Source organism: Campylobacter sp. 2352 PW, assembly GCF_024723575.1.
Classification (GTDB): domain Bacteria; phylum Campylobacterota; class Campylobacteria; order Campylobacterales; family Campylobacteraceae; genus Campylobacter_D.
In genome coordinates this window covers 142,943-165,689 of the sequence record NZ_JANQCX010000002.1, presented here as the reverse complement: position 1 = coordinate 165,689, position 22,747 = coordinate 142,943, and the positions used below count along the sequence as shown (strand labels likewise).

The window sequence follows — 22,747 nt, the reverse complement described above, 5'->3', positions numbered from 1 at the left end:
GAGTTTTTGATGAGATTAAAATGAAAAGTTTTGATATAATAAAGTTATTATAAGGATGTATAATGTTAGATAATAAGTATGATGATAATATTTTTTTTGATAAATATGCCTTAATGCTAAGATCTAAAGTAGGATTGGATGGTGCTGGTGAATGGGAAGATTTTAAAACATGTTTACCAAGTTTAAAAGATAAAGTTATATTAGACTTAGGTTGTGGATATGGATGGCATAGTATTTATGCTTTAGAAAATGGGGCTAAAAAAGTTTTTGCTATTGATTTATCTTTAAAAATGTTAGATAAAGCTAAGACTAAAACAAGTAAATATAAAAATAAAATATCCTTTTATAGAGGTTCTTGTGAAGAAATAGATAAAATCACTGACTTGCAAAATATGAAATTTGATATAGTTATTAGTTCTTTAGTTTTTCATTATATAAAGGATTATGAAAAATTAATTTTTAATATTTCAAATCTTCTTAATAAAAATGGTAGTTTGGTTTTTAGTGTTGAGCATCCTGTTTTTACCGCAAATATTTCCCAAGATTTTATATATGATAATAATGGGGATATTCAATTTTTTCCTATTAAAAATTATTTTTATGAAAATAAAAATAAATATAATTTTTTAGGTGAGGGTGTGGTTAAATATCACCGTACCTTAACAAGTTATATTTCTCCCTTATTGCAAAATAATTTTAAAATAACCAATATTATTGAGCCAAAGCCTTCTAATAAAATTATCAATCTTTTTTCTGAATTCAAAAATGAATTTAAAAAAGAATGGCATAGGCCAATGATGTTGATAATATCTTGCATGAAAGAGTAGCTTGAACTCAGTTGTAGATAAATTAAGATTTTTTTTAAAAAATAATAATGTATTTTTAAGTGGTGGTGCAGGTGTTGGTAAGTCTTTTTTAACTATGGAGCTTATAAAATCTTATAGAGTTCAAGGAAAAATTGTTATTGTATTGGGTTCTACTGCTCTTAGTGCTTTTAATATAGGTGGGGTTACTTTACATAGTTTTTTTGCTTTTAAAAGATGTCAAAATTATGATGAGTTATATTATGAAGATAGAAAGCAAAAAGATAAACTAGAAAAATTAAAGAGAATTTTAAAACAATGCGATTTATTGGTTATTGATGAAATCTCTATGGTAAGTGCTTCGTTGATGGAAATGATTTATTATAGATTATCAAGAAGTGGTTTTAATGGTAAAATTTTATTAGTTGGAGATTTTTTTCAACTTCCACCCGTGGTTAAGCATAAAGAAAATCAAATTCAAAGTACTTTATTTCAAAATACTTTATATGCTTTTTCTTCGCAAGCTTGGAATGATCTTAAATTTATTAATTTAAAACTTAGTGTTACAAAAAGAACTTTAGATAAACAATTTTATGAATATTTGTTTTTTCTTAGAATGGGTGAAACAAATAAAGAAATATTGAATTTCTTTAAAAAAATGTTAATTAGTTCAAAAAATTTACTTGAGTATATGGATGAGTATACTTTATTATGCGCTACCAATAAAAAGACTAATCATATTAATACTGAAAAATTAAATCTTTTGCAAGGTAAAGAAAGTATATTTAAAGCAAAAGCTGAAAAACTAGATTGTACCTTAGATGATAAAACTTACGAGCAGTGGATTAATGGACTTAATTCTTTGAGTGAGTTAAAATTAAAAATAGGTGCTAAGATTATTTTTTGTGTGAATAATAAAGAAGAAAATTATTACAATGGGGAGCAAGGTGTTGTTTTAGATTTTATAAAAGATAAAGAGCAAGAATATATTCTGATAGAAAAAAATAATGGTGAAAGATTGAAATTAAAACCATATGAATATACCTTAGAAGAGTATGAGTTAGACAAAGATGAAAAACTAGAAGTTAAGACAAAAGCTAAATTTGTTCAATTTCCTATAAAATTAGCTTATGCTATAACAATCCATAAATCTCAAGGTATGAGTATAGATAAATTAATATGTAATATTGATGGAATTTTTGAAAAAGGACAATTATATGTATGTTTATCAAGAGCCATTAATCCAAGTAATTTAAAAATAATATATAATTATAAAATGCCTTTTGAGGATTATTTTTTAAAAATTTTAAAATTTGATAAAGAGGTAAAGCGATTTTATCTGCAAGAAAAGTTTATAAATTTAGAAGAAGATAGGGAGTGATTATGAGATGGGCAGTAATTTTATTTTTTTCTTTTTGTAGTATTTACGCCAATTCTTTGAGTATAGAAGATTTTAGAACGGATTTGTATTCAAAAGCTGGAAATAATACTTTAAAAAAGATTGAAATGACTTTAGATTTTGAGGGAGAAAATTTAGAACAAAAGAAAATTACAGACGCATTAAATACTATTGTATCTAGTTATTTTTATGAAGATTTGTTTACAGAAGTGGGTAAAAATAACTTCAAAGAAACTTTGCTTAAATTTAGCAATAAAAAATACAAAACCCAAATAAAAAACATTTATATTTTAAAAATTAACTCAGTGGCTCAATTTGATATAGAAGAGCTTAAGCGTTTTGTAAAAGATTTAGAAAAAAAGGAAGAAGATTTAAAAGAAACTGCTAAGCAAGAAGAAATTCAAAATATTCTTAAAGTTGCTAAAACTTCAGATCAAAATAATACCCAGCCAAAAGACATAAATGCTACTCAAACAAACAGTATTAAAGATAGTAATATAAGTTTTAATCAAGATACTAATACAAGCAAAGAAGCTATGGATATGATTTTAAAAACTATGGAAAATGCTCAAATGCAAATGTTAGCACCAAGCAAAGAACAAGATTTGTTTAAAGAGATACCATTTTGATTAATGGATTATATCAAAATGGCTTGGAATTTTTGGTATAAAAATATTATCGTTGATATTTTGATCAAATTTTTGGTTGTAAAAATAAAGACTGACTAAATTTCCTAATTCATCTTTATAAGAAATACTGTTAAGGCTACCGTTTTCTAGTTTGATATTATATATGATATTTTCGTATTTTGCTTCATAGCTTTCGTGAGATATTGATTTTGCATTTTTAAAAATTGCTTGAAGATTTGGTAAATTTTGCAATTGAGTATAAATGGCTTGTTCTAATTCAGGTTCTATGATAACAACTTCTTTGTTGTTGATATAAATTTGCTTTTTATTCGGCTTAGTATAATTCCAAAAGGCTTTATTTTGAGTGATGATAAAATTTCCTTTGTAATTTAGCGAAGAATTATTACTTTGCACTTTTTGTTCAAAATCACTGCTAAAATTTTTAAAATTTATATCAAAAGCAAAAATATTACAAGCAAATATCATTAAAAATACAAAATATTTCATAATTATCCTTTAAAAATTTTACAAATTATATAAAATTTATGCAAATAAAATTTTATATAGTTCTAATTAAAATCAAGGTATAATCTAGCATATATTTTTGTAATTAAAGGTAAAAAAATGTTTTCTAGTGTATTTAAAGCAATATTTGGCACAAAAAACGATCGAGAAGTAAAAAAATATTTAAAGAGAGTTGCGCAAATTAATGCTTTAGAGTCAAAATACCAAAATTTAAGTGATGATGAATTAAAACAAAATTTTATAGATTTTAAAACACAAATTCAAAAAGAAGAAAAAACTTTAGACCAAATACTAAATGATGTTTTTGCAATAGTTAGGGAAGTAGGAAAAAGAACGCTTAATATGCGTCATTTTGATGTGCAATTAATCGGTGGTATGGTTTTACATGAGGGAAAAATCGCTGAAATGAAAACCGGGGAAGGTAAAACCTTGGTTGCAACTTTACCTGTTGTATTAAATGCTATGAGCGGTAAGGGTGTGCACGTAGTTACCGTAAATGATTATTTAGCCAAAAGAGATGCAGGGCAAATGAGTGCTATTTATAATTTTTTAGGTTTTAGTGTAGGTGTGATACTTTCAGAGCAAAATAGCGATGAAGCACATAAAAAAGCTTATGAGTGTGATATAACTTATGGTACAAATAATGAATTTGGCTTTGATTATTTGCGTGATAATATGAAATTTTCAAAGCTTGAAAAAGTACAAAGAGAGCATAATTTTGTTATAGTTGATGAAGTAGATAGTATTTTAATAGATGAAGCAAGAACTCCGCTTATTATAAGTGGGCCTACAAATAGAACTTTAGATGGTTATATTAAAGCAAATGAAGTAGCAAAACAAATGCAAAAAGGCCAAGCAGCGACTACTCCTCAAGAATTACCAAGTGGAGATTTTGTTGTTGATGAGAAAAATAGAACTATCATGATTACAGAGGTTGGAATTTCTAAGGCAGAAAAATTATTTGGAGTGGAAAATTTATATAGCTTAGATAATGCAATATTAGCCCATCAGCTTGATCAAGCTTTAAAAGCACATAATTTATTTGAAAAAGATGTGCATTATGTATTAAGAGATAAAGAAGTTGTAATTGTTGATGAATTTACAGGAAGGCTAAGTGAAGGAAGACGCTTTAGTGATGGCTTGCACCAAGCGTTAGAGGCTAAAGAAGGAGTAAAAATTCAGGAAGAAAGTCAAACTTTAGCAGATATTACTTTCCAAAATTATTTTAGAATGTATAAAAAATTAGCAGGTATGACAGGTACTGCACAAACTGAGGCAACAGAATTTTCTCAAATATATAATTTAGATGTAGTTTCTATACCTACAAATATACCGGTTGCAAGAATAGATAAAGATGATTTGATTTATAAAACTCAAGAAGAAAAATTTAAAGCAGTTATTGAAGAGATAAAAAAAGCAAATGCAAAAGGTCAACCGGTTTTAGTAGGGACTGCAAGTATTGAAAGAAGTGAAGTATTTCATAATATGCTTGTAAAAGAACGCATTCCTCATCATGTGCTTAACGCTAAAAATCACGAGCAAGAAGCTTTGATTATCCAAGATGCGGGTAAAAAAGGTGCAGTAACCATAGCTACTAATATGGCAGGTCGTGGCGTTGATATAAAAATAGATGATGAAATAAGAGCTTTAGGAGGGCTTTATATCATAGGAACTGAACGCCATGAAAGTAGAAGAATAGATAATCAACTTCGTGGTCGTGCAGGGCGTCAAGGTGATCCTGGTGTAAGTAGATTTTATTTAAGTTTAGAGGATAATCTTTTGAGAATTTTTGGCGGTGATCGCATTAAAAATATCATGGAAAGATTGGGTATAGAAGAGGGTGAGCATATAGAAAGTCGCATTGTTACAAGAGCTGTAGAAAATGCTCAAAAAAAAGTTGAAAGTTTACATTTTGAAAGTAGAAAGCATTTGCTTGAATATGATGATGTGGCTAATGAGCAAAGAAAGACTATCTATAATTATAGAAATGAATTACTAGATGAAGAATTTGATTTGCAAGATAAAATTTTAAAAAATATTGTTGAATATAGCAATCATTTGGTAAGTCAAATTTATCTAAATGCAGAGCTTGAAGATGATGTTAAACATTTTGAAAGCTTAAAGCAAAAAGTAAGTTATGAGTGTAACCTTGAACTAAACGAAGCTGATTTTAAAGATTTAGGTACGATTGAAGTAGAAAACAAATTAAGTGAAATTTTAGAAAAAGCTTATAAAGACAAAATGAGTATTATTGAAGATAAGGAAGCTAGAAGAATTGAAAGAATTTTATATCTTCAAATTTTAGATAATCTATGGAGAGAACATTTATACCAAATGGATATTTTAAAAACTGGTATAGGTTTAAGAAGTTATAACCAAAAAGATCCTTTAGTGGAGTATAAAAAAGAAAGTTATAATCTTTTCATGGAGCTTGTTGAGCGTATTAAATTTGACAGTTTAAAATTGTTATTTAATGTAGTTTTTACTCAAAAAGAAGCACAAAATTTTGAAGAAAAAAGCCATGAACAAAATGAGCAGTTTTTATCAAATACTACAGAAAGTGGTATTAATGAAAACGGTGAAGCACAAATTACTAAAGTGCCTAGAAATTCACCTTGTCCTTGTGGTAGTGGCAAAAAATATAAAGAATGTCATGGTAAAAGTGGTCCTAAAAAAGGTATTTTAGCTTAAGGTTTGAGATGAATTTAGTTATAGTTGAAGATGATATAAATATGAGAAAATCACTCGAAATAGCTTTGGGTGAGTATGAAGAATTTACTATAAAATCCTATAAATCAGCAACTGAAGCGCTAAAAAAATTAAATGATGATGTTGATTTAATTATTACAGATATTAATATGCCGGGTATGGATGGTATTGAATTTGTACAAGCTTGTGAGAATAAATATGATTTTATCATTATCACAGGCAATGCAACGCTAAATCGCGCTATAGAGGCAGTAAGGCTTGGAGTAAAAGATTTTCTAGTAAAACCATTTGATATTAATACTTTAGTAACTGCAATAAAACGCGCAAAAATAATTCAAGAAAAGACTTCTAAAAAAACAAATAAAAAGACTTCTAAAAAAGAAGAAAATCAAGATTTTTATGGTACTTCTAAGGCTTTGGAAAATTGTCTAAATTTGGCTTTAAAAGCTGCTAAGACAGATGCAAGTGTGCTTTTTTTTGGAGAAAGTGGGGTAGGTAAAGAAGTTTTTGCAAATTTTGTGCATAAAAATTCAAAAAGAGCACAAAAACCTTTTGTGGCTATTAATATGGCAGCAATTCCATCAAATTTGATAGAAAGTGAGCTTTTTGGTTTTGAAAAAGGTGCATTTACTGATGCTAATACTACTAAAATAGGGTTGTTTGAGCTCGCTAATGAAGGCACTTTGTTTTTAGATGAAATAGGTGAAATGCCTTATGAAATTCAAGCAAAATTATTAAGAGCTTTACAAGAAAAAGAAATTACAAGATTAGGGAGTACTAAAAGTATAAAGATTGATGTAAGAATTATCAGTGCAACTAATGCTCATATAGAAAAAAAGATTGCAGATAATGAATTTAGACAAGATTTATATTATAGACTTAATACTATTCCTATTAATATACCACCGCTAAGAGAGCGTCAAGAAGAAATTTTGCAAATTGCGCAAAAGGTATTACTTGATACGTGTAAAGAATATGATTTTAATGAGAAAACTTTAAGCCAAGAAGCACAAGATGCTTTATTAGCTTATGATTTTCCAGGTAATATTAGAGAATTGATTTCTATTATACAAAGAGCTTGCATTTTAAGTGAAAATGATGAGATTAGTGCTCAAGATTTATTTTTAGAAAGTAGAAAAAGTAAAGATATTAAAAATCTTGAAAAAGAATTGATTTTAGAAGCTTTAAAAAATTCGCAAGATATTACAGAAGCAGCTAAGCTTATAGGGATGAGTGAGAAAATTTTTAGCGAAAAAATGAAAAAATACAATATTACTTAAAAAGGACGGACAATGAAAAAAATAGCTATTGTAGGTGCAACAGGAGCAGTTGGTGAAGAACTTTTAAATGTCTTAGATGAGCTTGATTTTCCAGTTGAAAGTATTTTGCCATTAGCAAGTGCAAAAAGTGCAGGTAGTGAAGTAGAATTTAGAGGTAAAAGCTATAAAGTAAAAGAATTAACTCCAAGTGTTTTTAAAGAAAATCCTGTAGATATTGCTTTTTTTAGTGCTGGAGGAAATATAAGTGCTGAGTATGCAAAATACGCAGTAGAATGTGGTGCTGTGGTGATTGATAATACGAGTCATTTTAGAATGGATGAGAATGTTCCTTTGGTGGTTCCTGAGTGCAATAGTGAAGATATTAAAGATTGGGAAAAAACAGGGATTATTGCTAATCCAAATTGCTCTACCATACAAATGGTACATGTTTTAAAACCACTTGATGATGTATTTAATCTAAAAAGAGTAGATGTAAGTACTTATCAAGCAGCAAGTGGCGCAGGTAAAGAAGGTATGGAAGAACTAGTTCAAGGAATGCAAAGTTTTTTTGCTTTTAAATTGGATGAATTTGAAGCAAAAACTTTTCCATATACTTTGGCTTTAAATTTAATTCCTCAAATTGATGTTTTTAGCGACAATGGCTATACCAAAGAAGAATTAAAAATGGTAAATGAAACGCAAAAAATATTGCATAAAAAACTTGAAATTTCAGCAACTTGCGTAAGAGTTCCTGTGCTTAGAAGCCATAGTGAAGCCATTACTATGCATTTTGAAAAAGATGTTGATGTTGCTAAAGTTAAAGAGATACTTTCTAAGGCACCAAGTGTTGTTGTGATTGATGATGTAGAAAATAAAAAATACCCTATGCCACTTTTTACAAGTGACACTAACGAAACTTATGTAGGAAGAATTAGACGTGATATTAATCACAAAAACATTTTACATTTATGGTGCGTGGCTGATCAAATTCGTGTAGGAGCTGCTACAAATGCAGTGCGTATTGCGCAAAAATGGCTAGAATTGGTTTAAAAAGGAGAAAAATGCTAGAAAGATTTTTTGAGAATTTATTAGTTAAAAGTCGTTTGGTTACTATTTTACCTGTGATTTTTGGTTTAATAGGGGCTTTTGTTTTATTTTTTATCGCAAGTTATGATGTGATTAAAGTTTTAAAATATGTATTTGAATACTTTATGTTGCCAAATTCTACGGTAGATTTGCATGAAGATATTGTTGGTTTGATTATAGGAGCTGTGGATTTATATTTGATGGCTTTGGTTTTATTTATTTTTTCTTTTGGAATTTATGAGCTTTTTATTAGCGAAATAGAGGATTTTAAACAAACAAAGCAGTCAAAAGTTTTAGAAGTACATAGTTTGGATCAGCTAAAAGATAAGCTTGCAAAAGTAATTATCATGGTTTTAGTTGTAAATTTTTTTCAAAGAATTTTACAAATGCAACTTAATACAGTTTTGGATATGACTTATTTAGCAGGTTCTATTTTGGCTCTTTGTGTGGGGCTTTATTTCTTGCATAAAAGTGATCATTAATAAGGAATAAAAATGATTTTTATTGATGCGTGTTTTAAAAAATCAACTCCTTATACTCCGGTTTGGATGATGCGTCAAGCAGGAAGATATCTGCCTGAGTACATGGAAGTTAGAGCAAGTGCTGGGGATTTTTTATCACTTTGCAAGGACTATAAAAAAGCAAGTGAAGTTACTTTGCAACCTGTGGATATTTTGGGCGTTGATGCAGCTATTATTTTTTCAGATATTTTAGTGGTGCCTTTAGAAATGGGTATGGATTTAAAATTTGAAAAAGGCGAAGGGCCGGTATTTTCAAATCCCATTAAAACTAAGGAAGATTTGGAAAGATTAGATGCTGAAAAAAGTATTAAAAATCTTTCTTATGTTTATGATGCACTAGCGCTTACTAGAGAAAAACTTGCGCATGATAAAGCTTTGATTGGTTTTTGTGGAAGTCCTTGGACTATTGCTACTTATATGATAGAGGGTGGCGGTAGTAAAAATTATGCAAAATGCAAAAAATTAGTTTATCAAAATCCTGAATTTTTACATCAAATTTTATCTAAACTTACTTTAGCTTTAAAGCATTATGTTCAAGAGCAAATTAAAGCAGGAGCTAATGCTATACAAATATTTGATAGTTGGGCAAGTGCTTTAGAAAAAGAAGTGTTTTTTGAGTTTTCTTTTAAATACATGCTTGAAATTGCTAATTTTATTAAAGAAAAATATCCACATATTCCCGTGATTTTATTTCCTAAAGGTGTTAGTGGATTTTTGGATGGTATAAATGGAAATTTTGATGTTTTTGGTGTAGATTGGAGTACGCCTTTAGAATTGGCAAAAGAAAAGCTAGGCGCTAAATATACTTTACAGGGTAATATGGAGCCTTGTAGATTGTATGATAAAAAAGCTATTGAGCAGGGTGTAGATAAAATTTTAAATATCATGCAAGATGGTGCGCATATTTTTAACCTTGGACATGGTATTTTGCCTGATATTCCTGTTGAAAATGCTAAATATTTTATCAAGCTAGTTCAAGAGAAATCACAAAAGTGAATAAAATTACCTTTGGACCTATAAGCTCAAGAAGATTTGGACTTTCTTTAGGGATTGATTTAAGTCCAAATCAAAAACAATGTAATTTTGACTGCGTGTATTGTGAATTACAAGCTGCAAAACCTGTGGAAAAATCTTTAGTATATCCAAAAATTCAAGATATCTTAGAACAGGTAAAGCAATCTTTAGCTAGCGATGTGAAATTTGACTTTCTCACATTAACTGCAAATGGTGAACCTAGTCTGTATCCTTATTTAAAAGAATTAGTTTGTGAGTTAAATAAAATAAAACAAGATAAAAAACTTTTGATTTTAAGTAATGGTAGTGGTGTGTTAAATCCAAATGCATTCAATGCTTTATTGGATATTGATGTAGTTAAATTTAGTCTTGATAGTGCTAAAGAAAAAACATTTTATAGAATAGATAAAGCTCTAAAACAAATTAAACTTGAAGCAATGATTGATAAAATGATTACTTTTAGGGAAAAATTTCTAGGTGAGCTTGTTATGGAAGTTTTAGTTGTACAAGATTTAAATGACAATAAAGAAGAAATGTTGGCTTTAAATGAGGTATTTGATAAAATAAAGCCATTAAGAGTAGATTTCAGCACTATTGATAGACCTCCAGCTTATCCTGTTAAAGGTGTATCTATGGAAAAATTAGAAGAATTAAGTATGTATATTAATAGCGCCCCTGTTGTGCTTGCTAAGCATTATTATAAAGATGAAAAAATTGATTTTAATGCTCAAGAGCTTTTAAAAATGTTGCAACTTAGAGCTCAAAGTGAATTTGATATAGAAAACAAATTTAGTCAATATAGCAAAGATATATTAGAAAAGCTACTTAATGAGCAAAAAATTATTGTAAAAAATCTAGCTGGAGTGAAATTTTATAAAAAAATATAATTTTTTTTGAAAAACTCTTGACAAGAGCGTTTTTTTCTTATATAATGTCATTTCTTATTTATTGATGTTCCGGATTAGCTCAGCGGTAGAGTAGTCGGCTGTTAACCGATTGGTCGTAGGTTCGAATCCTACATCCGGAGCCACTTCCTTTTTAGATTATAATCCTGATTTTTATAAGTGTTAAATAAATTATATGATTTTTATATAACTAGTATTTTCGTTATGAAAATACTAGTTTTTGATATCAAAAGTAAAGAATTTGCTTTCGAAGTTATTGCCTACTTTTTCATACTGAAACATAGCAGGTTCTAGATTTTGTACTTCATGATATAAAAGACCTAAGGCAAGCCTTGCTTCTAAGGTTTCTTCATTTTCTAATCTTGCTAGTTCGAGTAAAGCTATAGCTGAATTTGGATTGTTTGAACCTATTGCTGCGACTGCAGCTAAAAATAAAGTTTGAGCATCTTTAATTTTGTAATCATCTATTAAAATATTATAAAGTGTATATGCTTCTTGGTATTCTTTTGCAAATATATCTACATAAGCTAGAGCAAAGATTAATCCAATGGAATTTTTATTACTCATGGCTAGTCTTTTTTTAATATCATTTCTAACATGATTAAGCAAGCCTGTTATTTGCATAAGCGTTACATAGCTATCTTTAACTATCCCAGCTCCTCCAAATAAAGAATTATAATCAAGTTTGGTATTTAAAAAATACATTTGAGCTTGTTTGGCGTATTCTTTGATATTTAAGTTCATATTTTTGGAGTTAAAATATAAAATATTGCTAATAATATCCTCACTTAATAAATCTTTTAATTCTTTTATTTTTTGGTTTCTTAGGGTTTCAAGATTATTGCCATTTGCAGCTATAATAGCAAATATTAACTCCAAAGGCGTGTTATTGGTATTTGAAAGATTATCTAGGTAAGGAATAGTAGCAGTAAAGTCATTTTTAGCTAAATATAGTAAATATTTATATATATTGTTGTTTTGATCAATGGTATTATCTGCTTGGAGATTTTCTAAAAGTTCATTAGCAAGTTTTGTATAATCTTTCTTTGCTAGATCCATACAATATATGCCAAAAATTCCTGCAATATAATTTTTAGGATTTAAATGATATGCGGTTGAAAAGTGCTTGTAAGCATTGTTATAATCTTGTAATTGTGCGTAAGTTAGGGCAAGATTATAATGAATTACATCATGAGCATGATAAATTTCACTTAAGTTTTTAAATTCTTGATTAGCTTCTCTTAGATGAAAATTAAAAGCTAAGTTAATAGCATGAGATAATTCTATATTAACCCCTGACAAAGCCTTACTTTTAACAAGTAATTCATTTTCGTACTCATATCCTTGTATAAAATTTCCCAAATCAGCCTTTGTAATAAGCTCCATGCTTTGTTTAACATCAAAAACACGATATGGTGAAAAGTAAAACAGTAAATCATATATTTGTTGTTTTCCAGTAATCAATCTCTTGGCAAAATTTTGTTGGGCAATATCAATATTTGAAAAATTTCTTTTTAATCTTGTTTTGATATTATAGTATTTTGAACCTATATCTTTATCTTTGATGTAAAGAGCTTTTAAAATTTGCGCACCACTTTCAAATTGACCAGTTTTTAATTCAACTAAGGCTAAAGCAACCTTACTTCTAGCTTCATGTTCTCCTATCTTTGAGGCTTTTTCAAGATATTCTTTAGCTTTTTGATAGTTTCCTGATTTTGCATATAATAAGCCTAAGGGTAAGCTTGCTTCATAATCTTCTTGTTTTTGTAAAAAATCAATGGCGTTTTTTTCTGATTTTAATAAAGCATAAACTTTTGCTCCAAGATAATAAGATTCACCTTGATAACCATTGATGTTGTTTGAGCGCATAAACATTTGTAAGGCTTCAGGGTAAAATCCTTGATAATAATTAATTAAACCTAGATAATAATCATACAAAGATGATTTGGAATCTTGTGGTAAATGCACTCTTGCTAAGTCAAGATAATAATTAAATTTTTCTTTATTACCAAGATTAAAATAGCACACAGCAGTGTTTATGGCAGCAGCCACTTTGTGCTCTTCTAATTCTAAAGATTGCTTGAAATTTTCAATTGCGCTAGCATAATCTTTTTGTTTCATTTGGGCTACGCCAAGATTATAACTAGATAGGGATTGATTAAAAATGTTAATATTATTGTAAAGTTCTAAAGCACTTTCTACATCACCTTTTTCATATAATAAATTTGCTTTTTGTACTACAAGATCTAATGCTGATTGTTTTACTTTAGTGATGCTTGAGCTAGTATTATCATCTAAGACTTGAGTATTTAAAATAGCTTGTTTATCTTCTTTGAAAACTATGAGTAAAATTAAAACTACAAGCAATATTAGAGCAAGAGCTCCAAGTGTAGAAATTAAAATAATAAATTTTTTATCAAAAAGCTTTTTTTTCTCTTCAGGTTGCGGTGCTTGAGGTTCTTCTTCCACCCTTTGAAAGGTACTTTCTTCCTCCTCTAATTCAGGAGGTATCATGCCAGGAGGGATAGCTTGTTCTTCTACTCCTGGATTTTCATCTAACTCAGAGAAAGCTTTTTCTTGGTTGTCTTGTTCTTTAAGTGTTACTTCTTCGGCCATGTTTTCTCTTAAAAGTATTTTCTTAACACATCAGGAATTCTTATATTTCCATCTTTTTCTTGATAGTTTTCCATAATAGCTACCAAGGTTCTTCCAACAGCTAGCGAAGAGCCATTAAGTGTATGCACTAATTCGTTTTTGCCTTTATCGTTTTTAAAGCGAATTTTTGCACGTCTTGCTTGAAAATCTTTACAATTAGATACAGAGCTAATTTCACGGTATTTATTTTGAGATGGAAGCCAAACTTCTAAATCCACTGTTTTTGCGGCTGAAAAACCTAAATCTCCAGTACAAAGCATCAAATGTCTGTGTGCTAGACCTAAAGAGCTTAGCAAATCACTAGCACAATTTAGCATTTCTTCAAACATTAGCTCGCTTTGATCAGGCTTGCATATACTAACAAGTTCTACTTTTTCAAATTGATGTTGTCTTATAATGCCTCTTGTGTCTCTACCTGCACTTCCTGCTTCTTGTCTAAAACAAGCGCTATAGCAAGTCATTTTTAAAGGTAATTCTTCTTGAGTTAAAATTTCATTAGAATAAAGATTGGTTACAGGAATTTCAGAAGTTGAAATGAGGTATAAATCATCATTTTCTACCTTATACATATCATCTTTAAATTTAGGAAGTTGTCCAGTACCATACATGGTCGCACTATTTACTAAAAATGGCACATTAACTAACTCAAAACCTCTACTTCTATTAAAATCTATCATATAATTTACTAAGGCTCTACTTAGTAAAGCTCCTTCATTTTTAAGTACACAAAAGCGACTTTGCGAGATTTTAACTCCTCTTGTAAAATCAAGCCAATTTAATTTTTCTCCTAAATCATGATGTTCTTTAATTTCAAAATCAAAACTAGGTGGGGTAAGAACTTTTTTTAATTCTACATTCTCATCCTCATCTTCCCCAAAAGGCACACAATCATCAGGGGTATTTGGTACTGCTAGAGCAATTTGCTCCAGTTTTTCTTCTAATTCATTAACGATTTTTGATTGAGTATTAATTTTTTCTTTATTTTGACTTAGTTGTGCTTTTAAGCTTTCTTTATCTTGTGCTGTTGCAAGTTCTTTGCTAAATTTGTTTTGAAAAGCTTGAAATTCTTCTAAAAGTGCTTTTTCTTTTTTTAAATTTATAAATAAATCACTCAGTTCTTTGAGTAAATTTTCATCCATTTTTTTAGCTTTTAATTTTTGTGCAATTTCATCGAAATTATTTTGTAAAAGTTTTAAATCTAACATTCTAACTCCTTTTATAGTCCTATTTTAGCATAAATTTTTTCCATTGTTTCTTGGGCTTGTTTTTTTGCTTTACTTGCTCCAAATTCTAAAATTTCCTCAATTTTTGAAGGATTGGCTAATAATTTTTCATATTCGTCCTTGGCTGAGGCAAAATACTCACTAATGATTTCATTTAAATACATTTTAAAATGTCCATAGCCTTCGCCACCTTTTTCATAACGGCTTTTTAAAGCTTCTTGCTCTGTTTTGTCTAAAAACAATTTTGCGATTTTAAATATATTGCAATTTTGCCAATCTTTTGGATCTTCTAAAGCTGTACTATCCGTAACAATGGAAGAAATTTGTTTTTTAATAGCTTTTGGTGTATTAAAAATATCGATTGTATTTTGATAAGATTTACTCATTTTGGCTCCATCAGTGCCGGGTACTACCGCAACTTCATCATTAACCTTAGCTTGAGGTAGAGTGAAAATTTCACCCCATTCATTATTTACTTTTAAGGCTATGTCTCTTGCTATTTCAACGTGTTGAATTTGATCTTTGCCTACAGGAACTACTTGAGCATTAAAAAGCAAAATATCTGCAGCCATTAAAACAGGGTAAGAAAAAAGTCCATGGTTGGCATTTAAACCTTTGGCGATTTTATCTTTATAGCTATGCGCTCTTTCTAAAAGTCCCATTGGGGTAAATTGAGAAAGAATCCAATAAAGTTCCATTACTTCTTTTACATCACTTTGCAACCAAAACACGCTTTTTTGCGGATCAATCCCTAAACTCAAAAAAGCTGCTGCAGCTTTGAGTGAATTTTGTCTGAGTTTTTCACCATCAAAACTTGAAGTCATAGCATGGTAATTTGCTATAAACATATACATTTGATTTTCTTCTTGCATATTTAGCATTTGTTTGATTGAGCCAAAATAATTGCCTATATGTAAATCTCCACTTGGTTGCAATCCTGTAATAACTCTCATTTTACCTCTTTTTTAATCTCTTTGATAAGTTCTTTAATACTTTTGTTTTCAATGTTAATTATAATATCTGCTTTTTTTTCATATTTTTTTGCCCTTTGATTAAAAAGAATTTTGGCATTATTTATATTTATAAGTAAAGGCCTAGTGGCTAATTCTTCCTTGCTTAATCTTTGTAAAAGATAATCAAAGCTTGCTTTTAAATATATAATTGTCCCAATGTCTTTTAGTTTTTTTTGTTCTATGAAACCACCACCACTTGCAATAGAACAATCTTGCACACAAGTTAAAAAAGAAACAAGTTTTTTCTCTTCTTTACGGAATTTTTTTTCACCATATGTTTTAAAAATTTCATCAATTTCAAGATTAAATTTTTCTTTGATTAAGCTATCCGTATCTAAAAATATTTTATTGTATTTTTTAGCATAAGCTCTTGCTATGGTTGTTTTACCACAACCCATAAAGCCTACAAAAAGGAGATTATCCTTCTTGCTCATCTTTGCTACCTTTTTTTCTTGAAGCTAAAATCAAAGGAACACCTTCAAAATTAAATTGTTTTCTAATTTGATTTTGCAAATAGCGCTTATAGCTAAAATGCAAAGCTTTTGGTCTGTTCATGATTAGAGCTATTTTTGGAGGCGCTAAGTCATATTGAACCGCATAATAAATTTTTACTAATTTACCATAATCATGCGGTAGTGGGTGGGCTCTTGTGGCTTCTTCTACCAAGGCATTTAATTTTGCAGTTGGAATTTTTTGTGTAAAATTGGCAAAAACTTCTAAGATTTTATCTAAAAGTACATGTACTCTTTTTCCGCTTAAAGCTGATACGCTTACAACGGGTGCATAAGCTAGAAATTTAAAACGATCTAGTTTTAATTCTTTTAAAGTTCTATCAAAATCAAGCTCGCTTTTATCCCATTTATTAAGCACGATAATCACACCTAGACAATGCTTGGCAGCAAGTCCTGCAATACGCTCATCAAGTTCATTAAAACCCTCAGCTGCATCAAGCACTAAAAGTGCAATTTGAGCATTAGCTAGGGCATATTCAGTTCTATTTAGCGCATAACGCTCTAAGCCTTGTATTTTACCACGTTTTCTAATCCCTGCAGTATCTACAAACTCAATGATTTTATCTTTATGCATAATGCTTTCATTAACAGGATCAATCGTAGTGCCTGCTATATCGCTTACCACGCTACGTTCTTCTTTAACTAAAGCATTTAAAAGACTTGATTTTCCTACATTTACCCTACCGATAATTCCTACTTTAATATGGTTTTCATTGATAGTTTTTAGCTTAAAATCTCCGCTATTTTCATCAAAATTTTCTAAATAGCTTTCAAAGTCTTCTTCTTCATCTGCATTTAAAAAACTTTCATTTAAAAACTTACCAGCCCACATGCAAAGCTCATCAATGCCTATATTATGTGTAACAGAGATATTGAAAACTTCTTTTACTCCAAAATTAGAAAATTCCCAAGATCTTTCTTCATCCTTTTTATTATCCACCTTGTTAATTACTAAGGCTATAGGTTTGTTGAGTTTTTTCATTTCATAAAAAAAAGCTTTATCTTCATCATCGGGCAGAAATTTTCCATCCACCATATAAAAGATAATATCACTATTTTTAGCAGCTTTTAGTGAATTTGCTTTGACATTTTTAAAAAGCTCATTGCTCTCATCAAGTCCACCACTATCTATCAATAAGGCTTTTTTACCATCAATTTCCACTTCTATTTTGTTGGTATCCCTTGTAGTCCCACTTATGTCACTGGTGATAGCTATGCGCTTTCTTGCAAGTCTATTAAAAAGACTTGATTTGCCAACATTTGGTTTTCCTATTAAAATAATACTTTGCATTAATACTCATTTTTAAATTTTTATTTGTGATTATATAAAAATTGCCTTAAAATTAAGCAAAAAAGACTAAAATAACGGGAATTTTTATATGGAATTTATATGTTAAGAATAGTTAAAAAAAATTTAGGTATATATTTTATGATTATTGCTTCCATAGAATTTGCACTTGTAGGTGCTTGTGCAAAAATTCTTAGTGAAGAATTATCATCGATTGAAATTATGTTTTTTAGAAATATCATAGGCACAGCTTTTATGCTTTATGCGCTTTCAAAATTAAATTTTCATAAAAGCGGCGGTCGTTTGGGTTTGCTTATTTTTAGAGGTGTTATAGGAACGATTGCCTTATATCTTTTCTTTTATAATGTTTCTAATATTTCTTTAGGTGGGGCTTTTGCTTTTCAAAAAACAGCACCGATTTTTATAGCTTTAATTGCTTTTTTATTTTTTAAAGAAAGCTTGGGATTAAAAGCTTGTTTTGGGATTTTGATTGCTTTTATAGGAGTATTGTTAATTTGTCAGCCTTTTGCAGATAGTGCTATGCACTCAGGTTTTGATTTAAAAAATAGCATTTTGGGAATTTTAAGTGGTTTTTGTGCAGCCTTGGCACTAACTAGTGTAAGAGAGCTTAGAAAATCATATCCAGCACCTTTTATAGCTTTATCTTTTGTTTTAATTGGTACTTTAATGCCTTTAATGTCTATGGTTATGGGTTCTTTTTATGAAATAAAAGAACTTGATTTTTTAATTGCTCCTTTTGTTATGCCTAGTTTTAAAGCTTGGATTTTTATTATTTTAATGGGTGTTTTTGGAGCAATGTATCAAATTCATGTTACCAAAGCTTATGGGGTGGCAAAAAAGGCAGGAGTTGTTGCTGGGGTTAGTTATATAGATGTAGTTTTTACTTTATTTTTGGGCATATTATTAGGAGATGAATTTCCTAGTTTGATGGTTTTTATAGGAATTTTTAGCATTATTATAGGAGGAATTATTTTGGTTAGTAAGCAAACAAAAGGAAATAAAAATGGAAAATAAAACAGATTTAATTTATGGTTTAGAAGATAAACCGCCTTTTGCTAAAGCTTTTTTTGCTGCTTTGGTGCATTTAATGGCTATGTTTGTGGCTGTAATTACACCCGCTTTATTAATTTGTAAGGGTCTTGGAATAGATGATACTAATACAGCTAGAATTATATGCATGTCACTTTTTGCTTCAGGTGTTGCTTCGCTTTTACAGATTAAAACTTGGGGTCCTATAGGGAGTGGACTTTTATCTATTCAAGGGACTAGTTTTAACTTTGTTGCGCCTATTATACTAGGTGGGCTTGTTTTAAAAAATAATGGTTTATCACAAGAAGCAATGCTTGGGGCTATTTTTGGCACTTTAATGCTTTGTTCTACCACTGAAATGATTATTTCTCAAATTTTACCTTTTATTAGAAGAGTGATTTCGCCTTTGGTTTCAGGTATAGTAGTGATGATTATAGGTCTTAGTTTGATTAATGTTGGTCTTGTGAGTGCAGGAGGTGGATTTGCGGCTAAGGCAAGTGGTGAGTTTGGTTCTTTGCAAAATTTATTATTAGCCGGAGTTGTGATTTTTAGCATTATTGTTTTAAATCGCTTTAATAATGCATATATAAGAATTTCTTCTTTATTTATAGCTATGATAATAGGGCTTTTAGTGGCTATGACTTTTGAAAATTTTAGCTTTAATTTTAATGAAAATTTACCTTTAATGTTTTTACCCGATCCTTTGCACTATGGTTTGAGTATTGATTATAATCTCATTTTACCTTTGATTTTGGTTTTTATGGTAACTTCTTTAGAAACAATTGGTGATATTAGTGCTACTAGTGAAGTTTCAAATCAGCCAGTTAAAGGTGAACTTTATGCAAAAAGATTAAAAGGTGGAGTTTTGGCAAATGGTTTTAATTCTTTTGTTTCGGCCTTTTTTAATACTTTTCCAAACTCATGTTTTGGGCAAAATAATGGTGTCATAGCTTTAACAGGTGTTGCAAGTCGCTATGTAGGGTTTATTGTAGCTTTTATGTTGATGATTTTGGGTTTATTTCCTATTGTGGCTGATATTACTTTGCAAATTCCAGAACCTATTTTAGGTGGGGCAACTTTAGTGATGTTTGGTACTATAGCTGCAACGGGGGTTAGGATTATCTCTAAAGAAAATTTAAACCGTCGTTCTATTATCATCATAGCTATGAGTTTGGGTATAGGACTTGGAGTTTCTAATAATCCTGATATTTTAGAATTTATGCCAATGTGGTTTAAAACTTTATTTTCTTCAGGGATTGCAGCAGGTGGGATTACAGCTATTATTTTAAATTTTGTTTTTCCTCTTGAAGAAAATAATAAAAATAAAGTAAAATAATAAAAAAACAAGGAAAAAATGATGAAAAAAATGATACTAATAGCAGGGCCTTGTGTGATAGAAAATGAAGAGCTTGTTTTTAAGGTTGCACAAGAGCTTGAATGCTTTTTAAAAGATGATAGAATTGATTTTTATTTTAAATCAAGTTTTGATAAAGCAAACAGAACTAGTATTAATAGTTTTAGAGGGCCAGGCATTGAAAAAGGCTTGGAAATTTTGCAAAAAGTTAAAGATAAATTTGGCATGCAAATTTTAACTGATATTCATGAGAGTTCTCAAGCAAGTATTGCGGCTGAGGTTGTAGATGTTTTACAAATTCCAGCCTTTTTATGCAGGCAAACTGATTTATTGGTGGCTGCTGCTAAAACAAAAGCTAAGGTAAATGTAAAAAAGGGGCAATTTTTAAACCCTGAAGACATTAAATACAGCGTAGCTAAAATTTTACAAACTAGAGGTATTAACGAAGAAGGTTTTGAAATAGCCAAAGAAAATGGGGTTTTTGTAGCTGAGAGAGGTTCGAGTTTTGGTTATGGAAATTTAGTTGTAGATATGAGAAGTTTGGTTATCATGAGAAAATATGCTCCGGTTGTTTTTGATGCTACTCATAGTGTGCAAATGCCAGGAGCAAATGGTGGAAGTAGTGGAGGCAAAAGTGAATTTGTAGAGCCTTTAGCAAGAGCTGCTGCTAGTGTGGGTGTAGATGGATTTTTCTTTGAAACACACATTGATCCTTGTAAGGCTTTATGTGATGGACCAAATATGCTTGATCTTTCAAGACTTAAAAACTGCGTAAATACACTTTTAAAAATTCAAGAAATCATTTAAAAAAGGAAAAATATGAAGATAATAGAGGGAAATTTAAGTTTAAAAGGTGATGAGAAAATTGCAATTATTAATGCAAGATTTAATCATATTATCACAGATCGTTTAGTTGAAGGTGCTAAAGATGCTTTTTTAAGACATGGGGGTAAGGAAGAGAACTTAAGTCTTATTTTAGTGCCAGGTGCTTTTGAAATTCCTTTTGCATTAAAACAAGCTTGTGAGAGTAAAAAATTTGATGGAATTTGTTGTGTTGGAGCGGTAATTCGTGGAAGTACGCCACATTTTGATTATGTAGCAGCTGAAACTACTAAAGGTATAGCGAGTGTGGGACTTGGAGCTAATGTGCCTGTAAGCTTTGGAGTTTTAACAACTGATACTTTAGAGCAAGCCATAGAAAGAGCAGGTAGTAAAGCAGGTAATAAAGGTTTTGAAGCTATGCTTACTGTGGTTGAAATGCTTAATTTAATCCAAAAAATTAAGGCTTAAAATGGCTACTAGACACCAAGTAAGACAAAGTATTGTTTCTTTGCTTTATGCAGCACAGCTAAACCAAGAAAATAAAGATTTTATTAATGAATTTTTAGATGAGAAAAAAATTCGCAATGACCAAAGAAAATTCACTCTAGATTTATATAATGGTATTAATGAGCAACTTACTTTGCTTGATGAGAAAATTAATGAGTGTTTAAAAGAGCATAAGTTAGATGGAGTAGCTAGTATAGAAAAGGCTATTTTGCGTTTGGGTGCTTATGAGATTTTATTTACTTCTACACAAAAAGCGATTATTATTAATGAAGCCATAGAGCTTGCAAAAGAAATGGCAGGAGATAATGCTCCTAAATTTATCAACGGGGTGTTGGATAAAATCAACAAGGAAAAGCAATGAAACTTTGTGTGGCTTTTGATGTGGCAAGCTATGATGAGTGTATAAATTTAGCCAAGGAATTAAAAGGTTTAGATCTTTGGGTTAAAATAGGGCTTAGATCGTATTTAAGAGATGGAGTAAAGCTTTTAGAAGCGATTAAAAAAGTGGATAATTTTAAAATCTTTTTAGATTTAAAGCTTTATGATATACCAAATACTATGGCAGATGCTTGTGAAGAACTTGCTAAGCTTGATGTAGATATGTTTAATATCCATGCAAGTGCAGGTAAAAGTGCTATGTGTATGATTATGGAGCGCTTAAATGCTTTAAGCAAAAGACCTTTAGTGCTTGCCGTATCTGCTTTAACTAGCTTTGATGAGCAAGAATTTTTTAGTGTGTATAAACAAGATATTAAACAAGCTGTTAAAGATTTTTCTAAAATTAGTTATGAAAGTGGTCTTGATGGTATGGTTTGCTCAGTATATGAAAGCTTGCTGATAAAAGAAAATACAAGTACAAAATTTATTACATTAACGCCTGGAATTCGTCCGTTTAAAGAAAATTCAGATGATCAAAAAAGAGTAGCTGATATAGAGTGTGCTAAGGATAATTTGTCAGATTTTATTGTGGTTGGAAGACCTATTTATAAAGCAAAAGAACCTAGAAAGGTTTGCGAGGATATATTAGAGCATTTAAAATAAGCCTTAAGGCTTATTTTAAATAAACTTTCATTTTTTTATTTTCTAAAACAATTCCATCATCATCGTTAATGATTTTAAATTCTCCATTAAAGTATCTTAGGAAATTGTCTTCAAATTTCATAGATTCTTGATCACAAAGCATTTTTGTTGAAGCAAGATTGTCTTCTATTTTTATGCTGCTTCCTTGATCTTTATAATTTCCAAAAAATCTATTACATCCTGCTGTTCCAAAAAGCCTTTTGTCTTTATTGTCAAAACTAATACTTGTTTTTGTATTTTGAGGAAGTTCGTAGCTTTTTCCATTTGCTTCATAAGAACTTATGGTAAATTCTTTATTTTGTAAATCATCAACACTTAAATTTGCCACAGAACACCCACTAAAAACAGCTAAACTTGCTATGCTTAATGTGATTATTTTTCTCATTTTTATTC

At 29.7% G+C, this 22,747-nt stretch carries 22 protein-coding genes and 1 tRNA gene; 16 read left to right on the top strand and 7 right to left on the bottom strand.

What is annotated here, in order from left to right:
• The first annotated feature begins 62 nt into the window (after positions 1–62).
• From CAMP5121_RS02020 to CAMP5121_RS02010, 3 genes are read left to right on the top strand one after another with little or no spacing between them, the layout of a single operon-like run.
• Complete coding sequence (locus CAMP5121_RS02020) at positions 63–827, top strand: class I SAM-dependent methyltransferase (protein WP_039617845.1); 765 nt, start codon at positions 63–65, stop codon at positions 825–827.
• 1 nt (position 828) lies between these two features.
• The gene (locus tag CAMP5121_RS02015; protein ID WP_337214652.1) at positions 829–2,184 is read left to right on the top strand and encodes an ATP-dependent DNA helicase; all 1,356 of its coding nucleotides are present in this window, start codon (positions 829–831) and stop codon (positions 2,182–2,184) included.
• A gap of 2 nt (positions 2,185–2,186) precedes the next feature.
• Positions 2,187–2,831 (top strand): flagellar basal body-associated FliL family protein, encoded by a 645-nt coding sequence (locus CAMP5121_RS02010; RefSeq protein WP_263664022.1) that lies wholly within the window; start codon positions 2,187–2,189, stop codon positions 2,829–2,831.
• On the opposite strand, the gene lolA is transcribed toward CAMP5121_RS02010, so the two are convergent.
• Positions 2,832–3,338, bottom strand: coding sequence for a LolA-like outer membrane lipoprotein chaperone (gene lolA / locus CAMP5121_RS02005; protein WP_263678831.1), 507 nt, complete (start codon positions 3,336–3,338; stop codon positions 2,832–2,834).
• A 117-nt stretch (positions 3,339–3,455) separates the two neighbouring features.
• Between lolA and secA the strand changes: the two genes are divergently transcribed.
• The 7 genes from secA to CAMP5121_RS01970 all read left to right on the top strand — a co-directional run bounded on the left by secA (position 3,456) and on the right by CAMP5121_RS01970 (position 10,975).
• The gene (gene secA / locus CAMP5121_RS02000) at positions 3,456–6,047 is read left to right on the top strand and encodes a preprotein translocase subunit SecA (RefSeq protein WP_263664020.1); all 2,592 of its coding nucleotides are present in this window, start codon (positions 3,456–3,458) and stop codon (positions 6,045–6,047) included.
• Between the two features lie 8 nt (positions 6,048–6,055).
• Positions 6,056–7,345 (top strand): sigma-54-dependent transcriptional regulator, encoded by a 1,290-nt coding sequence (locus tag CAMP5121_RS01995; RefSeq protein WP_263664019.1) that lies wholly within the window; start codon positions 6,056–6,058, stop codon positions 7,343–7,345.
• Between the two features lie 12 nt (positions 7,346–7,357).
• Positions 7,358–8,374, top strand: a complete 1,017-nt coding sequence (locus tag CAMP5121_RS01990; protein ID WP_263664018.1) for an aspartate-semialdehyde dehydrogenase — start codon at positions 7,358–7,360, stop codon at positions 8,372–8,374.
• An 11-nt stretch (positions 8,375–8,385) separates the two neighbouring features.
• Complete coding sequence (locus CAMP5121_RS01985) at positions 8,386–8,892, top strand: YqhA family protein (RefSeq protein ID WP_012661246.1); 507 nt, start codon at positions 8,386–8,388, stop codon at positions 8,890–8,892.
• Positions 8,893–8,904: 12 nt separating this feature from the next.
• Positions 8,905–9,927, top strand: coding sequence for a uroporphyrinogen decarboxylase (hemE, locus tag CAMP5121_RS01980; protein WP_337206070.1), 1,023 nt, complete (start codon positions 8,905–8,907; stop codon positions 9,925–9,927).
• Positions 9,924–10,832 (top strand): radical SAM protein, encoded by a 909-nt coding sequence (locus tag CAMP5121_RS01975; RefSeq protein WP_263664016.1) that lies wholly within the window; start codon positions 9,924–9,926, stop codon positions 10,830–10,832. The genes hemE and CAMP5121_RS01975 overlap by 4 nt, the downstream gene beginning before the upstream one ends.
• Positions 10,833–10,900: 68 nt before the next feature.
• Positions 10,901–10,975: transfer RNA gene (locus tag CAMP5121_RS01970), tRNA-Asn, on the top strand.
• An 88-nt stretch (positions 10,976–11,063) separates the two neighbouring features.
• On the opposite strand, the gene CAMP5121_RS01965 is transcribed toward CAMP5121_RS01970, so the two are convergent.
• The 5 genes from CAMP5121_RS01965 to der are packed head-to-tail and all read right to left on the bottom strand — an operon-like array spanning position 11,064 to position 17,544.
• Positions 11,064–13,466 carry a tetratricopeptide repeat protein gene (locus CAMP5121_RS01965; protein WP_337214651.1) on the bottom strand — a complete coding sequence of 801 codons (2,403 nt, stop codon included), beginning with the start codon at positions 13,464–13,466 and terminating at the stop codon, positions 11,064–11,066.
• Positions 13,467–13,474: 8 nt separating this feature from the next.
• Entirely contained in the window at positions 13,475–14,710 is a 1,236-nt protein-coding gene (serS, locus tag CAMP5121_RS01960) for a serine--tRNA ligase (RefSeq protein WP_263708761.1), read from the bottom strand.
• An 11-nt stretch (positions 14,711–14,721) separates the two neighbouring features.
• Positions 14,722–15,681, bottom strand: coding sequence for a tryptophan--tRNA ligase (trpS, locus tag CAMP5121_RS01955; RefSeq protein ID WP_263683056.1), 960 nt, complete (start codon positions 15,679–15,681; stop codon positions 14,722–14,724).
• Positions 15,678–16,175, bottom strand: a complete 498-nt coding sequence (locus CAMP5121_RS01950; RefSeq protein WP_337214650.1) for a shikimate kinase — start codon at positions 16,173–16,175, stop codon at positions 15,678–15,680. The genes trpS and CAMP5121_RS01950 overlap by 4 nt, the downstream gene beginning before the upstream one ends.
• Positions 16,159–17,544, bottom strand: coding sequence for a ribosome biogenesis GTPase Der (der, locus tag CAMP5121_RS01945; RefSeq protein WP_263683052.1), 1,386 nt, complete (start codon positions 17,542–17,544; stop codon positions 16,159–16,161). The genes CAMP5121_RS01950 and der overlap by 17 nt, the downstream gene beginning before the upstream one ends.
• Positions 17,545–17,643: 99 nt before the next feature.
• On the opposite strand from der, the gene CAMP5121_RS01940 reads away from it, so the two are divergent.
• Genes CAMP5121_RS01940 through pyrF form a run of 6 tightly spaced genes read left to right on the top strand, consistent with a single transcriptional unit; the run spans position 17,644 to position 22,315 of the window.
• Entirely contained in the window at positions 17,644–18,576 is a 933-nt protein-coding gene (locus tag CAMP5121_RS01940; protein WP_337214649.1) for a DMT family transporter, read from the top strand.
• Positions 18,566–19,927, top strand: coding sequence for a uracil-xanthine permease family protein (locus tag CAMP5121_RS01935; protein WP_263658722.1), 1,362 nt, complete (start codon positions 18,566–18,568; stop codon positions 19,925–19,927). The genes CAMP5121_RS01940 and CAMP5121_RS01935 overlap by 11 nt, the downstream gene beginning before the upstream one ends.
• Before the next feature lie 21 nt (positions 19,928–19,948).
• Positions 19,949–20,752 (top strand): 3-deoxy-8-phosphooctulonate synthase, encoded by an 804-nt coding sequence (gene kdsA, locus CAMP5121_RS01930; protein ID WP_240386734.1) that lies wholly within the window; start codon positions 19,949–19,951, stop codon positions 20,750–20,752.
• Positions 20,753–20,764: 12 nt separating this feature from the next.
• Positions 20,765–21,235 carry a 6,7-dimethyl-8-ribityllumazine synthase gene (gene ribH, locus CAMP5121_RS01925; RefSeq protein ID WP_012661257.1) on the top strand — a complete coding sequence of 157 codons (471 nt, stop codon included), beginning with the start codon at positions 20,765–20,767 and terminating at the stop codon, positions 21,233–21,235.
• 1 nt (position 21,236) lies between these two features.
• Entirely contained in the window at positions 21,237–21,635 is a 399-nt protein-coding gene (nusB, locus tag CAMP5121_RS01920; RefSeq protein WP_263659333.1) for a transcription antitermination factor NusB, read from the top strand.
• On the top strand, positions 21,632–22,315 hold the full coding sequence (gene pyrF / locus CAMP5121_RS01915) for an orotidine-5'-phosphate decarboxylase (RefSeq protein ID WP_263664007.1): 684 nt from the start codon (positions 21,632–21,634) through the stop codon (positions 22,313–22,315). Before nusB ends, pyrF begins: the two co-directional genes overlap by 4 nt.
• A gap of 10 nt (positions 22,316–22,325) precedes the next feature.
• On the opposite strand, the gene CAMP5121_RS01910 is transcribed toward pyrF, so the two are convergent.
• Entirely contained in the window at positions 22,326–22,739 is a 414-nt protein-coding gene (locus CAMP5121_RS01910) for an META domain-containing protein (protein ID WP_263725209.1), read from the bottom strand.
• Between the last annotated feature and the right edge of the window lie 8 nt (positions 22,740–22,747).

Excerpts from the sequence above, each read along its gene's own strand:
- CAMP5121_RS02020 (WP_039617845.1), top strand. The coding sequence starts at position 63 with ATGTTAGATAATAAGTATGATGATAATATTTTTTTTGATAAATATGCC.
- CAMP5121_RS02010 (WP_263664022.1), top strand. The coding sequence starts at position 2,187 with ATGAGATGGGCAGTAATTTTATTTTTTTCTTTTTGTAGTATTTACGCC.
- lolA (WP_263678831.1), bottom strand. The coding sequence starts at position 3,338 with ATGAAATATTTTGTATTTTTAATGATATTTGCTTGTAATATTTTTGCT.
- secA (WP_263664020.1), top strand. The coding sequence starts at position 3,456 with ATGTTTTCTAGTGTATTTAAAGCAATATTTGGCACAAAAAACGATCGA.
- CAMP5121_RS01995 (WP_263664019.1), top strand. The coding sequence starts at position 6,056 with ATGAATTTAGTTATAGTTGAAGATGATATAAATATGAGAAAATCACTC.
- CAMP5121_RS01990 (WP_263664018.1), top strand. The coding sequence starts at position 7,358 with ATGAAAAAAATAGCTATTGTAGGTGCAACAGGAGCAGTTGGTGAAGAA.
- CAMP5121_RS01985 (WP_012661246.1), top strand. The coding sequence starts at position 8,386 with ATGCTAGAAAGATTTTTTGAGAATTTATTAGTTAAAAGTCGTTTGGTT.
- hemE (WP_337206070.1), top strand. The coding sequence starts at position 8,905 with ATGATTTTTATTGATGCGTGTTTTAAAAAATCAACTCCTTATACTCCG.
- CAMP5121_RS01965 (WP_337214651.1), bottom strand. The coding sequence starts at position 13,466 with ATGGCCGAAGAAGTAACACTTAAAGAACAAGACAACCAAGAAAAAGCT.
- serS (WP_263708761.1), bottom strand. The coding sequence starts at position 14,710 with ATGTTAGATTTAAAACTTTTACAAAATAATTTCGATGAAATTGCACAA.
- trpS (WP_263683056.1), bottom strand. The coding sequence starts at position 15,681 with ATGAGAGTTATTACAGGATTGCAACCAAGTGGAGATTTACATATAGGC.
- CAMP5121_RS01950 (WP_337214650.1), bottom strand. The coding sequence starts at position 16,175 with ATGAGCAAGAAGGATAATCTCCTTTTTGTAGGCTTTATGGGTTGTGGT.
- der (WP_263683052.1), bottom strand. The coding sequence starts at position 17,544 with ATGCAAAGTATTATTTTAATAGGAAAACCAAATGTTGGCAAATCAAGT.
- CAMP5121_RS01940 (WP_337214649.1), top strand. The coding sequence starts at position 17,644 with ATGTTAAGAATAGTTAAAAAAAATTTAGGTATATATTTTATGATTATT.
- CAMP5121_RS01935 (WP_263658722.1), top strand. The coding sequence starts at position 18,566 with ATGGAAAATAAAACAGATTTAATTTATGGTTTAGAAGATAAACCGCCT.
- kdsA (WP_240386734.1), top strand. The coding sequence starts at position 19,949 with ATGAAAAAAATGATACTAATAGCAGGGCCTTGTGTGATAGAAAATGAA.
- ribH (WP_012661257.1), top strand. The coding sequence starts at position 20,765 with ATGAAGATAATAGAGGGAAATTTAAGTTTAAAAGGTGATGAGAAAATT.
- nusB (WP_263659333.1), top strand. The coding sequence starts at position 21,237 with ATGGCTACTAGACACCAAGTAAGACAAAGTATTGTTTCTTTGCTTTAT.
- pyrF (WP_263664007.1), top strand. The coding sequence starts at position 21,632 with ATGAAACTTTGTGTGGCTTTTGATGTGGCAAGCTATGATGAGTGTATA.
- CAMP5121_RS01910 (WP_263725209.1), bottom strand. The coding sequence starts at position 22,739 with ATGAGAAAAATAATCACATTAAGCATAGCAAGTTTAGCTGTTTTTAGT.